The sequence below is a fragment of the Microbacterium sp. CFBP 13617 genome (assembly GCF_014839445.1).
Lineage (GTDB): Bacteria > Actinomycetota > Actinomycetes > Actinomycetales > Microbacteriaceae > Microbacterium.
Map to the genome: position 1 here is coordinate 320,395 of NZ_JACYNW010000002.1, position 11,771 is coordinate 332,165.

The window sequence follows — 11,771 nt, forward strand, 5'->3', positions numbered from 1 at the left end:
ACGAGATGCCGGGGGCGAGGGGGCGGAGTCGGGATTACTGGAACGCAATCCAGTCGAACTCGACGGGGTTGTTCGGCAGGAGCTGCGCCTGCAGGTCGTAGTTGTCGCCGACCTTGACGATGCGCGGGACGTACACGGCGAACTGAATCTGCGTGGCGTTGCGCGCGGTCACGACGACCTTTCGCAGCGACGGGACGCCGCCCTCGTTGCGGTCCGTGACGACGACAGCGCGCGGAGTGAAGCCGAGCCCGTGCGTCACGGTGATGATGCCGTCGTTCGTGGCCCCGTCCTGGTCCTTGGTGGAGGTGACGTCGACAACGAAACCGCCGCCGACGGGGCTGAGACGCACCCAGGCGTTGTTCCGCCGCCAGAACAGGCGACCAGTGTCGCTCTCGGCGAAGATCCAACCGTTGCGGACCTCAGCGCTCGTGAGCTCCGCACGCTGCGCCGCCGTGCCGGCGATAAGACCACCAATCTCCTCGACACGGTTGGCGATAGCCTGCATGTCGGCCACGGTCTGTGTCGGCGTGGGGGTGACGGTGATCGCCCCGCTCGCGCCCTTGCTATGTCCCATCGTCTCTACCTCCAGGTGATGCGCAGCGCGCCGGACATACCGTCCTGCGCGAGCGACTTGAACTCTTCCCAGCCGCCCTGGTCCAGGCCGACGCCATACCGCCCGCCGGCAGCCTTGAGCGAGCCGAACCACCCCTCGGCATTCGGGGGCGTCTGCCACCCGTCGTTGGGGTTCCACTCCGTCACCGCACCCATCGACGGGATACCCGCCTTGTACGGGTCGGTGTGAAGCGCGAATCGGGAACCGCCGTAGCGGCGGCGACTCCACGCGACGTAGAACTCGAGCGCGACGAACTCAGCGCCCGGGGGGATCGTGTCTTTGATCTGCGTGCCGTAGAACCAGGCGCCATAGGTGCTATCCGACGACCACGGCTGCCCCGTCCACCATCGCGGACGGTCACGATCGGTAGAGCCAGCGTCGATCGCGCGGAACTCGGCGGTACGCGTGGTCCCGCCGCCCCCGATCGGTGCCGGCGGCGGCGCGGTCGGATCCGGCACGTCGATGAGAAGCGTGCACCACGGCTGCGATGACCATTGGATGCCGACGGTGTCGCCGGAGGTCGGAAGCGGGTTCGTCGGGGCGACGATGAGGGTGTGCTTGCCGAAGTCGGTCTGCACCACGGCGGACGTGCCAGCGGTGTTGATCGTCTCTACGACGCCGATGCCCGGCTTCGGGCTGGTGGGGCCGACCAGGCGGAGGCGACCGTCGACGGAGTCGACCCACACCGGCTCGTTGATCGTCGGGACCCACGGCGTCGCGAACTGCACCGGGACGCGCTGGTCGCCGAGGTCGACGAGCGCGTGTCCGCCGTCGGCGCCGACGTAGCGACCAATGCGGGGAACGACTTTCGACTTCTCGTCGTTGGCGCGCCGTGCTGCCTCACCCATCGCGCCTCCTACTGGTCGGGGACCTCGACGGTGTATTTCGTCTCGGCGCCGCTGTGAGTGAGCTTCGTGATGCGGACCGGCCCGCCGTCGAAGGTCAGAACGTCACCGACCTCGCGGAGCGGGTTGAAAGGCTCAACCACCTCGCGGGTCACGCCGCGCAGCCGGGACACACGCTCGAGCAGCTCAACGGCGTAGTCCGCGCACTGCTGGTAGCTACGGAGGAACTCGGACGCATACCGGAAGGGCTTCACCCCGAAGGGCGACATCCCACCGCCGGGGTTGGCGACTCGGAGGAAGCCGTCCTGCACCTCGGCGATCGCGTAGATCGGCGCGCCAGCGTCGTCTTTGCCTTCGACGATCACGCAGTTGTACGTGTTCTCCGCGGTCATCTCGATCGGCGAGGAAACGACGCCGCGCACCCTGTCGACGGGAGAACCCCACGCCTTCGGCATGCCCGTGAGCACCCCGTCGGCGGTCAGGTGCGGCCACTGCCCCATCAGGTCGAACAGCTTCGAGACGACGTCTTCCTTCTTGCCCTCATACGCCATCGCCGCGGGCACCGTGGCATCCGTCGACGAACGAACGATGGGAAACCGCGTCACGGACTGGATCTCGCCCCACGCCGACCGCGACGTCGCCGCCGTCGGCACCCGGAACTCGTCCCGGGCCACCTTCACCATGCGATCGGAAACGTTCACGGTGAACGACTCCCCCGGGGTGAACGCGACGCCCTGAAACAGCATCCGCCGGTCCTCGGCCGCCGGCACCGACTCGATCACGAGCCGCGCCATGGGGATGCGGTCCACGTACTCGCCAGCACGGATGAGCACGTCGACCTGCAGTTCAGCACCGAACGGTGAGAACCAATCGCCGATCTCCTTCGGGATCATGCTCGTGCCGAACGCATCTGACCAGACCACGGGCACCGACCCGGACGCGACGGTGAACCGGCCGAGGTCCCAGGAGATGCTGGGCTCGCCGATGTCGAGGCCACGGAGACGTCGATCGCCGTCGTACATCAGGTCCGCCGTCCACTCGACACCGAAACCGCCACGGCCGTCGGCGAGATCGCGGATCAGTTGACGAGTGGTGTCCTGCGCGGGTCGCATCCCGCCCCCTTCCCGTCAGCCTGCAGCGCCCGAGAGCGCCCAGTCGGTGTCCATGAGGTCGTACGACCCGTACGCCGCGTCTCGGGCCGTGTACGAGGCGTAGGACGCGTCGAGGTCGGCGTACGAAAGGGGCGACAACTGCAGGCCGGGCGCGGGGCGCGCGATCTCCGCCACCGTCGCGGTGAACTCCGACCACCACTCGTCATCGCCCATGCGATCCAGGTCGGTCTCTTTGAGCGATTTCACGTGCGCGTAGAACCGGCGGGGCAGGATGCCCTGGTGCGTGCGGATCAGCCACACCGGGAGCTGCGGCTCCGACTGCGAGCCCAAGGTCGCGCGCACCCGAGCGGCGACGGATCGGCTCGGCGCGCCGAAGTCGACCGCCACCTCTTCCGCCGCCTGGCGAGGGCCCGCGCCGACCAGCGTCGGGTAGCGGGCTCCCTGCACACGCACGAGCTCACCGGGGGCGTTCCAGGTGAGTGAAGGCCACGACCCATCGAGGTTCGTGACCACGGCGTTGAGGTAGGGGTTCAGCGGCTGCTGGACGATGCACCCGTCGGGGTCGCCCGTCCAGGGCAGCATCGCGGACCCGAGCCATACCCGACCGAGGGAGCGGGTGCCGTCGAAGCACTCGACCTCGTATCCAGTGTTGACGTCGAATCCTGCTTCCACGTCGAGGTGCCCGAATGCCGTCGTCATGGGACGCCGCACGGCGCCGGCGACGAGGTCCGTGACGCCCTCGCTTCGCCACCACAGGGTGACGGTGTCGGTGCCCTCCGGGAGATTCACTGACCGAGAGATCGGCGAGCCCGCGTCGAACCCGAAGCTTGAGGTGGTCGGGCCGCCACCGTTCACGCTGTCGGGGCCCGTGGTGAGCGGACTGCCCCCGTCCCACGCATCCGCTTCAACGATGCTGATGCGAATGTGCGGGACGGGGGTGAACGCGGACTCGGGGCTCAGGGTGGCGATCACGGCGACTTCCTCCCTCCGGCCCATGCCCGGTCATCTGCCTCGGCTGCAGCGCGCACCTGGTCGGCCGCCTCCACCTTCATGCGACCGACGAGCACCCCGTCGACGTCGCGGACCACGATCTCGGACGGCATGCCACCGTTCTTCATCGCGTCCCACTGGTCGCCCGTCAGAATCGGCTCGGGCCGACCCGACATGTTGATCGCCATGCCACCGTGCGGGAGCCACCCGCCCTGGTCGTACAGCTTCGGCAGCACACCGCCGTTCGCCATCGCCAGGTGCACGTGGTTGAAGTGCTGCGCGCGGACGGCGTCGCTCCACCCGTCGAACGGCTGCCCGTTCAGGAGCTGCCGCTTCCCGGCCGGGCTGTAGATCAGCTCGGACGCGTTCGGGAACATGCTCGCCACGGCGTTGAAGGTGGCCATCGAGGCGGGGATGAGGTCGATCGCGCGCCCGAGGGCGTGGTACGACTGGCCGCCGTTCGCGGTGACTGCGCCCGGCCGCGCAGCGCTCGTGAGCACCGCCCCCGGGATACCCGCCTGGACGACCCGCCACATCGCCTCCCAGCCCATGCCAGCGCTACCCGCGGCCGCCGGGGCGGAGGGAAAGATGCCGGACATGGACTTGAGGGTGTTTGACGCGAGGCCCGCGACGGTGCGACCGAACAGGTTCTGATCGGCCGCCATAGGGGAGATGATCCCGTCGACAACGCGCTTCTGAATCGCCTGGTCGGGGTTGGTCAGGAACTCCCAAGCGATCGCCGCAATGCCCGCTAGCGAGTCGAGCACGTCGCCCGCGATCATCCCGGGCCCGTCACCGAACGGAAGACGCCCAGAGATCGCCGCGGCGTTCAACGCGTCGACGCCGGCAGGACCGCCGACGAGACGTGCGAACTCCGGGCGCATGATCGCCTCACCACCGGAGAGCGCGAGCCCTCCCGCGGTGGCCGACCAGAACTGGTGCACGTCGCGCCCCGGGGTGTAACCGGGAAGGACGCCACCCGACGCGAACTTGATCAGCGGCGCCGCGGGCAGCGCCATGTCCTCGATCTTCAGCGTCCGAACGAGGTCGTTCCAGAACGAACGCAGACCGTTGTTCCAGATCGTGTCGAGGACGAAGTTGATCGGATCCGCCGCAGATCGCTTGATCCCCTCCCACGCAACGGCGATTGCAGCGCCGACGACCTCGAAGGACCGCCCGATGGAATCGATTGCGGTGCCGAGAGGCGAAAATACGTTGTCTCGCAGCCACGCGTATCCCGTGCCGAGCACGTTCATGATCCCGTTGAACACCGGCTGCACGATCGTGTCGTAGAGCCATCCGAAGATCGCGCCCCAGAGGCGGATCTGGCCCACGATGTTGGCGACGATCGGAGCGATGACGTTCTGGTAGAGCCAGACGAACACCTCGCCGATCTTCGCGAACCCAGGGGCAAGGACGTTCTCCCACAGCCAGACGGCGACGGCACCCCAGAACCGGTAGTAGCCGACGATGAAGTCGAAGATCGGCTTCATGCCCTGCCACAGGAACGCGAACGCCACTCCGATGCCGTTGAACACCGGCTGCAGCACGTTCTCGTACAGCCACGTCGCCAAGGTGGCAACTCCGGTAGCGAACCCCGCCCAGAGCTGCTGTCCCAGCTCCGTCTGCGTGAAGAACCACACCAGCGCACCAACCAGCGCCGTGATGGCAAGGATGATGATGCCGATCGGGTTCGCCGACAGCGCAGCGTTGAGCAGCCACTGACCCGCCGCCGCAACGCGAGAAGCGGTGGACGCCGCGAGGGTGGCGATCGTGCCGCGCGCCGTCGCCGCCGCCGCCACGTTCGTCGCACCCGAGGACGCGGCCTTGGCCAGCGCGAGCTCACGCTCGATGCGCACCGAGTTGTTGCGCATGACGTTGTTGGCGAAGTAGACCGGCGTGGCCATCAGCTCGGCCGTGCGCAGCGCCAGTGTGGCGTTGGCGACGGCGGTGCCGGCGACGCGCCAGGCGATGAACCCAGCCACGATCAGCGGCATGAACTGGATGATCGTGTCGACGTTGTCGGCCAGGAACGACAGCACCTGCGTGAGCACGTCGACGCCGCCCGCGGTGATCTTCGCCGCGGCCTGGCCGACCTTGGGAAGCTGGGCCCCGAAATCCGACAGTGCGGGCGACAGCGTCTGCAGAGACGTTCCGATGCTGGATGCTGCCCCGGAGAAGTCCCCCGAGGTGAGCGACGAGAAGAACGAACCGATCGCGTCGCGCGCGCCGAGCACGAACGTGACGAACCCGGAGTCCTCTTCGAAGCCGAACGCGTCGCGCAGCTTCGAGGTGAAGTCGCCCTTCACGACCAGGTCGTAGATACCCGCGATGCTGTTGTGCGCGAACTGCAGCCGGTCCGCCGCTTCCGGCGAGATCATGGCGCTCAGCTCGTTCTCCGTGAAGCCCGTGCCGAGCAGATCCTTGATGTCGATCGCGGCCTGGTACACCTGTCGGAAGTCGACGGCGGCGATCTTGGTCGTGAGGTTGTCGATCGCGGGGCTCAGCCATGTAGCGATCGACGTGCCGACCTCTGCAGCGATCTCCTCGAGCGGGCCAAGGGCCTTCGTCATTGCCTGGATGGCCGGCGCGACCTTCGGGAACAGGCCCGACATGAGACCGGCGCCGATACGGCCAAGGGAGGCGATGAAGTTCGCCCAGGAGCCCTTGACGGTGCCGCCCATTTCGGAGGCGACGGTGCCGGCGGCAGAGGTCATCGCGGCGGAGAACTGCTCGAAGTTGATCTTGCCGTCGGAGGCGAGCTTGAAAACCTCGTCGGTGGAGACGCCGAGCGAGCGAGCGAGCTCCTGGTAGATCGGAATGCCACGCTGGGCGACCTGCTGCAGGGAGTCGTTCTGCGCCTTGCCGACGGAGGCGACCTTGGCGTAGATGGAGCCCATCTCGCCGATGCCGGTGCCCGCTGCCGCTGCGCTGTTCGCGACGGACTTCATCACGCCCTCGAGCTGCTCGCCGGGCTTGATCTGCGCAGCGACGAGCTGCGCGGCCACGGTCGACGCGTCACCGAGACCGAAGGCGGTCCCCTTCACCGCGGCGAGGGCGTTGCCCATGACGGCCTGCACGGTCGCAGCGTCGTTACCGAGGCCCGTGAGCTTCGCTCGGGCGGTGTCGATGGCGTCGAGGCGCTGGAAGCCCTTGAACAGGGCCGTGCCGATGGCGGCGCCGGCCACGGTGCCCAGGGCGACGGCGCCGCCCTTGAGCACCGAGCCGACGCCGGAGAGGATGCTGGATCCGATGTTCCGGCCCACGGATGCCGTCGCCGGGGCCGCGCGGCCCAGCTCGACGGCGATATCCCGGGCGGCGCCGGGCATCTTCACCTGCAGCGCGACGTATGCGTTTGCGATCTCGACGCCAGAGGGCATGCCGATCTCCCCCCTACGTCGTCGACCGCCTTAGCTCGCGTTCTGCGTGCTTGCGTGCCTTCGTGGCCATGCGGTCGTGCTGCTCGCGCTGCTCGGCGCGCATCTCGGCGGCGGGCCGCGGGAGGGGTATGCGCTCCGGCTTCGGGCCCTTCTGCTCGGTCTCGTACCAGAGGAGACCGTCGAGGCGGTAGACGGCCTCACGCAGCAGAAGAGCCTCCTCCGTGAGAGCGAGCGGCCCACCGGCCTCGACCCATAGGGGGCAGCCATGCGGAAGGTGCGCGACGTAGTCGCAGACCTCGGTGAGCGTGCGAGCAGGCTCGGTCCGACCGCTACGGAGTAGGCGCAGACCGTACACGGCCTGCAGGGAAGCCCGCAGGGCGCCCTCGTGCTCAGCGAGGGCGCCCGCGAGCGTCACGAGTTTGGGTTGAGCGCCCCGAACACGTCCCAGACGAACTGCGAGCCCTTGGCGGCGGAGACGCGGTGGGTGACCGGGTCGCGGAGCTCGTCCAGGATGCGCTTGTAGTCGTCGCCGACGAGGCGTCGCAGCAGCGACGGCAGACGAGATGCGTCGCCGTTGTCGCCCGCGGCGCGAATGTCGTCGAGCAGCTCGAAGTCGTCGAGCGCTTCTTCGAGCACGGTCACCTCGATGTCGTTCACCGTGGTGCGGCGAGCGTCGACGGTGCGCGTCTTCTGGTTGCCGTCGTCGTCGAACGTGGGCATGCCCTTCGCGTCGAGCTCGGGCACCTCGATCTGGACGTTTTCGACCTTCGGCTTCTCGGTCTTGGTCTGGTGGTCCTGGGGCACGGTCGCGCCCTCGGGGATCTTGGCCATTTCAGTCTCCTCCGACTGTGTTCTCCGACGTGATGGGAAGGGGCGGTGGGCGGAGCCGTCGGAGGAAACTCCGCCCACCGGTCTGTGCGGGCTCAGTCCGCAGGGAGCGCAGGATCGGCCGCAGCCTCGTCCGTGGCGCCCCCGCGGTGAGCCTCGATCCGCTTGAGGCGATCGCTCTTGTTCTTCACGCCCGTGAAGTCGACGCCGTCGCGAACGGCGAGGCTGTCGAGCTGCGCGTTCGTCCACTCGCGCGAAGGCGTCCCCTCCGGGATGCCGGCGGGCTCGTTCTCACCCGGCTGGGCGATCTCGTGCCGGTGGCCGTTGCGGTCGAAGTAGTGCGGCGCCTCGTCGGCGACCGACTGAGATGCGACCTGGACGACGACCTCCGTGACCTCGTTCTCCGCGGACATCAGGCCGCCGCCACCTTCATCAGGTGGGTGTACGAGCCGATGATCTCTCCGATGAAGGGAAAGCCCGCGATGTCCGACGACGCGAAGGTGCGGTCGCCGTTGGGTGCGATCTCGAAGCGCGGGATGATGAGCCGCTCCTTAGCGGATTCGTCGTCCGCGTCGAAGAGGTCGATGACGGCGGAGCGCACAGCGATGCGCTGGCCCGCGCTGCGCGTTGCCTTGCGCACATCGGAGGTGATGCTGACGGCGGTCTCCTTGTAGCGGAGGTTGAGGATCTTCGACTTCGTCTCGAGACCGATGAACGAGATGGAGGTGCCGCTCTCGTTCATGCGGGTGCGGATGATGCCGTTGCCCTGGTGTCCGCGCTTCTTCTCGACCGAGCCGCTGAGGGCCTCGGTGATTCCGTCGCTGTGCAGCCAGCCGACGTCGTCGAAGGCTGCGTCGAGGACGCCGTCGATGGTCGTCGGCAGGGTGGTGCCGAGCGGGGCCAGGTTGACGGCGTCGGAGTACGACCCGTAGATACGGGCCAGGTCCGCGTTCACGGCCATGGGTGTCTCTTTCCTTCGTGGTGAGCCGGGCATGACCGGCGTTGGGCGCTCACGCGGGCGCGCGAGCGAGTCAGCGGGCGGCCCGAACCCGGAGGCGGGCGGTGAACCGGTAGCGCGGGACCTCGGAGTCGGGATCCGGGATGAAGTAGGGGCGAGTCGCATCGACGCGTCGCACGAGCGGCATGGCCGCGTACTCCTGGAGCAACAGGTCACGGATGCGGAGCGCGAGCGCGGCGGCGTCAGCGTCGTCTTCGGCCCACACCTCGATCGTGAGCTGCACGTCGTCGACGATGCGGTTTAGGCCGTCGCCGCCACTCCCCCAGACCCTGACGAAGTTCGAAGGTCGGGGCGACGGCACACGCAGACTGACGGGAGGATCCACTCGCTCATCGATGAACGCGATGACCTCAGCCTCGGTGTCGGTGAACCTCACCGCTGCACCTGGCCCAGAGCGCGCTCGAGCGCGGCGTCCTTCGCCTGCTGGCGTCGGGCGCGGGCGCTACCGGTCTGCACGTAGCCGCGAGCGGTGTGCGGGTGCGGCCGGGCGACGTACACGAACCCGTCACCGGCTGCTGCCGCCATCTCGCGTCCGATGCTGTCGACGATCGCCTGCGCGGGGGCGGACGTCATGATCGCGTTGATGGCGCGGAGGTTGAGTTTCACGTCCTCGGCCATCGCGACCTCCTATCCGTCGGTGCGGCCCGCTTCGCTCGGGCGGTTCCAGCGCGTCGGCGCGCCCATGTAGGACTGGGGGTCGCCGACGATGTTCAGGGGCTCGCCGCCGCGGATGATCACGCGGCACCCGGCGAGCGATTGGGTGTAGGTCTTGGGCCAGTAGAGGGACCACTCGACGCGGACGCCGCGGGGACGCATGGCATCCGTGACGTCGGCGAGCGGCCCAGGGATGCAGAGGACGTTGTCGACGGGCTCGTCCCGCCATTCGAGGCGGGGCTCGTTGCGAGAGTTCTTCCCTACCTCGACGGCGCGCTGGACGATGACCCGCTCGCCGCGGATCACGAGTACTTCTCCGGCCACATGCGGCCGATGAAGCCCGGCTCCGGGAACGAACCCACCGGGAGGCTGGGGGCTGCCGTAGCGCCGCACAGCGACCGCAGCGACTCGACGTCGTCCACCGAGAAGCATGATGCGACGTCGCGGTACGACTCCCGCATGGGGCCGACGCCCTGAGATGCGAGCGATCGGGGCGGCATCGCGGATGCCTCGGCAGCCACGCCGCGGAGGATCGCCAGGGCATCCTCCCGCAGCGGGCTGCCGTCGGGCATCGCCGCGAGGCAGGGGGCGATGATGCGAGCACGGACCAGGATCCGGCGCGCGAGGTCGGCGTCTCCACCGAGCTCCTCAGGTGTGATCGGCATCATCGCCCCCTTCTCTCAGGACTGGGCCTTGGGCGCGGCCGCGGGCCTCGCAGCCGGAGCCTGCTTCGCCGCCGCGGTGGCCGTGGCGAGGGCTTCCTTGGATGCCGCGAGCTCCTGGCGCAGGGCCTCGAGTTCAGCGTTCTTCTCGTCGACGGCGGCGGTGACCGCCTCGTCGATGTCGGTCTGCGTCGGGGCGGCCGCGGCCACCTCGACGACGTCGGGGACCACGTTGAGTCGGTCGAAGCGCTCGAGGTCGTCCTTGTGCACCTTGACGTCGTCACCGAGGTATCCGGTGGCGGGGCGGCCATCGACGTCGGTGTAGACGACGAAGCCGAGCTTCACGGTCCGGTCAGCCATCAGCCGGCCAGTCCCGTCAGCTTGAACACCGAGTAGGGATCGGTGACGAAAGACACGAAGCGCGCGTCGGTCTGGACCCATGTGCGCTGCGAGCCGGGCTCGCGCCACGTTTCGGTGCTGAGCGGCTTCTCGGGACGCATCTCACCGGGCTGCTGCGCCGCGAGGGCGAAGGCAGTGCCAGCAGCGACGCGGTTGGAAGCCCGGAGGTTCTCGACACCCGCGTTCGCAAGCACGTCGTTGAGGTTGTCGCCGTAGACGATGCTGAGCTGCACCGCCTGCATGGGATTCACGATGAGCGTGTCGATCTGGACGCCCAGCTCCTGCGTGTCGGCGAGGCCCTGCACGCGAGCGATGTCCGACGCGGGCCACAGGGCCGCGTTGGTCTGGCTGACACCGCCGGTGACGACGTTGTTCCAGTTCGACGCGACGACCGTCTGCGAAGGGAACTGCGCGAGCGCGGCATCCAGGATCGCGATGCTGCGCGCATCCTGGCGACGCACCATGGCGTTCATCTGCTTGCGGCTCTCGCGCTGGATCTTGCCGCTGTCGTTGCGGTCGCGAGCTTCGTCGGTGACGAAGTACTTGCCACCGTGCTTCTCGACGGCAGCGACCTTGGGCTCGCCGTCCTCGGAGGTGAGGTTCGGGAACTCGGCGCCGGGGGCGACCTCCTGGACGTCGCGAGTCGGGAAGAGGTCGTTCAGCGTGAGCTGGTCGTAGATGACAGCGCCGCCGGAGACACCTCCCGGGGTCGCGAAGATTAGGGGGCTGATGTAGTTCCGCAGGGCGATGTCCGACATGTATCGGGTGATACGCGTCGGCTGGTTGAGCATCGTCTCCACGGTGATCGTGGAGCCGTTGACGGACGGCGCCGCGAAGGGGTACGCGGTGGCGTTGGCGTTGGCCATGGTTCGCTCTCCTTTCTCAGTAGAGCTCGATGAAGACGTCGGATCCGGCGGCGCCGGCCGACCAGGCACGCCCGCGGGCCTTGCCTGCTGCGAGCGTGACGGCTCGCCCGTTGGCGCCGGCCTCGACCTCGGCGCCGACGGCGATGTTGCCGCCCGCCGTGACGGGGACGACGGACCCCTTGCCCCGGAGGACGTGGAGCTTCGCGCCGGAGGCGGTGTCGCGCGAGGCGACGCCGACGGTGGCGCCCGCGGCCGTGGCGGTGACGACCGTGAGGGTCGTGCCGTTGGCGGCGTTGACGCCCGCGGAGATGTCGACGAACGTCTTGCCGGTGATGGCACCGGAGGCGGTCGCGGTGACATCGTCACCGGGGCGGTACAGCGGGATGGTTTCGTTGGCCATGGCG

General features: G+C 68.4%; 16 protein-coding genes. All 16 read right to left on the minus strand.

All coding sequences use genetic code 11. The features are described 5' to 3' along the window. Positions 1–34: 34 nt before the first annotated feature. Positions 35–574 (minus strand): hypothetical protein, encoded by a 540-nt coding sequence (locus IFU40_RS06045; protein ID WP_191925730.1) that lies wholly within the window; start codon positions 572–574, stop codon positions 35–37. A gap of 5 nt (positions 575–579) precedes the next feature. Continuing rightward, positions 580–1,461, minus strand: coding sequence for a hypothetical protein (locus IFU40_RS06050; RefSeq protein ID WP_191925731.1), 882 nt, complete (start codon positions 1,459–1,461; stop codon positions 580–582). Between the two features lie 8 nt (positions 1,462–1,469). Next, positions 1,470–2,570, minus strand: coding sequence for a hypothetical protein (locus tag IFU40_RS06055; RefSeq protein ID WP_191925732.1), 1,101 nt, complete (start codon positions 2,568–2,570; stop codon positions 1,470–1,472). Between the two features lie 15 nt (positions 2,571–2,585). Then, on the minus strand, positions 2,586–3,542 hold the full coding sequence (locus tag IFU40_RS06060) for a hypothetical protein (RefSeq protein WP_191925733.1): 957 nt from the start codon (positions 3,540–3,542) through the stop codon (positions 2,586–2,588). Beyond that, complete coding sequence (locus tag IFU40_RS06065; protein ID WP_191925734.1) at positions 3,539–6,940, minus strand: tape measure protein; 3,402 nt, start codon at positions 6,938–6,940, stop codon at positions 3,539–3,541. Before IFU40_RS06065 ends, IFU40_RS06060 begins: the two co-directional genes overlap by 4 nt. 13 nt (positions 6,941–6,953) lie before the next feature. After that, positions 6,954–7,355 carry a hypothetical protein gene (locus IFU40_RS06070; RefSeq protein ID WP_191925735.1) on the minus strand — a complete coding sequence of 134 codons (402 nt, stop codon included), beginning with the start codon at positions 7,353–7,355 and terminating at the stop codon, positions 6,954–6,956. Beyond that, positions 7,352–7,771: a hypothetical protein gene (locus tag IFU40_RS06075; RefSeq protein ID WP_191925736.1), complete on the minus strand. Its 420-nt coding sequence runs from the start codon at positions 7,769–7,771 to the stop codon at positions 7,352–7,354. Before IFU40_RS06075 ends, IFU40_RS06070 begins: the two co-directional genes overlap by 4 nt. A 92-nt stretch (positions 7,772–7,863) precedes the next feature. Beyond that, entirely contained in the window at positions 7,864–8,181 is a 318-nt protein-coding gene (locus tag IFU40_RS06080) for a hypothetical protein (protein ID WP_191925737.1), read from the minus strand. After that, positions 8,181–8,729 carry a phage tail tube protein gene (locus IFU40_RS06085; RefSeq protein WP_191925738.1) on the minus strand — a complete coding sequence of 183 codons (549 nt, stop codon included), beginning with the start codon at positions 8,727–8,729 and terminating at the stop codon, positions 8,181–8,183. The genes IFU40_RS06080 and IFU40_RS06085 overlap by 1 nt, the downstream gene beginning before the upstream one ends. Before the next feature lie 70 nt (positions 8,730–8,799). Then, a complete protein-coding gene (locus IFU40_RS06090) occupies positions 8,800–9,162 on the minus strand; it encodes a hypothetical protein (protein ID WP_191925739.1) in 363 nt (120 codons plus the stop codon). Beyond that, a complete protein-coding gene (locus IFU40_RS06095; protein ID WP_191925740.1) occupies positions 9,159–9,404 on the minus strand; it encodes a hypothetical protein in 246 nt (81 codons plus the stop codon). Before IFU40_RS06095 ends, IFU40_RS06090 begins: the two co-directional genes overlap by 4 nt. A 9-nt stretch (positions 9,405–9,413) precedes the next feature. Then, complete coding sequence (locus IFU40_RS06100) at positions 9,414–9,746, minus strand: hypothetical protein (RefSeq protein WP_191925741.1); 333 nt, start codon at positions 9,744–9,746, stop codon at positions 9,414–9,416. Continuing rightward, entirely contained in the window at positions 9,743–10,105 is a 363-nt protein-coding gene (locus IFU40_RS06105; RefSeq protein WP_191925742.1) for a hypothetical protein, read from the minus strand. Before IFU40_RS06105 ends, IFU40_RS06100 begins: the two co-directional genes overlap by 4 nt. A gap of 15 nt (positions 10,106–10,120) precedes the next feature. Continuing rightward, complete coding sequence (locus IFU40_RS06110) at positions 10,121–10,462, minus strand: hypothetical protein (RefSeq protein WP_191925743.1); 342 nt, start codon at positions 10,460–10,462, stop codon at positions 10,121–10,123. Further along, a complete protein-coding gene (locus IFU40_RS06115; RefSeq protein WP_191925744.1) occupies positions 10,462–11,367 on the minus strand; it encodes a major capsid protein in 906 nt (301 codons plus the stop codon). Before IFU40_RS06115 ends, IFU40_RS06110 begins: the two co-directional genes overlap by 1 nt. 16 nt (positions 11,368–11,383) lie before the next feature. Beyond that, complete coding sequence (locus tag IFU40_RS06120; protein ID WP_191925745.1) at positions 11,384–11,767, minus strand: capsid cement protein; 384 nt, start codon at positions 11,765–11,767, stop codon at positions 11,384–11,386. Positions 11,768–11,771: the final 4 nt, after the last annotated feature.

Bases quoted from the DNA above. Each gene is read 5' to 3' on its own strand.
- IFU40_RS06045 (WP_191925730.1), bottom strand. From the start codon at position 574: ATGGGACATAGCAAGGGCGCGAGCGGGGCGATCACCGTCACCCCCACG.
- IFU40_RS06050 (WP_191925731.1), bottom strand. From the start codon at position 1,461: ATGGGTGAGGCAGCACGGCGCGCCAACGACGAGAAGTCGAAAGTCGTT.
- IFU40_RS06055 (WP_191925732.1), bottom strand. From the start codon at position 2,570: ATGCGACCCGCGCAGGACACCACTCGTCAACTGATCCGCGATCTCGCC.
- IFU40_RS06065 (WP_191925734.1), bottom strand. From the start codon at position 6,940: ATGCCCTCTGGCGTCGAGATCGCAAACGCATACGTCGCGCTGCAGGTG.
- IFU40_RS06075 (WP_191925736.1), bottom strand. From the start codon at position 7,771: ATGGCCAAGATCCCCGAGGGCGCGACCGTGCCCCAGGACCACCAGACC.
- IFU40_RS06080 (WP_191925737.1), bottom strand. From the start codon at position 8,181: ATGTCCGCGGAGAACGAGGTCACGGAGGTCGTCGTCCAGGTCGCATCT.
- IFU40_RS06085 (WP_191925738.1), bottom strand. From the start codon at position 8,729: ATGGCCGTGAACGCGGACCTGGCCCGTATCTACGGGTCGTACTCCGAC.
- IFU40_RS06095 (WP_191925740.1), bottom strand. From the start codon at position 9,404: ATGGCCGAGGACGTGAAACTCAACCTCCGCGCCATCAACGCGATCATG.
- IFU40_RS06105 (WP_191925742.1), bottom strand. From the start codon at position 10,105: ATGCCGATCACACCTGAGGAGCTCGGTGGAGACGCCGACCTCGCGCGC.
- IFU40_RS06110 (WP_191925743.1), bottom strand. From the start codon at position 10,462: ATGGCTGACCGGACCGTGAAGCTCGGCTTCGTCGTCTACACCGACGTC.
- IFU40_RS06115 (WP_191925744.1), bottom strand. From the start codon at position 11,367: ATGGCCAACGCCAACGCCACCGCGTACCCCTTCGCGGCGCCGTCCGTC.
- IFU40_RS06120 (WP_191925745.1), bottom strand. From the start codon at position 11,767: ATGGCCAACGAAACCATCCCGCTGTACCGCCCCGGTGACGATGTCACC.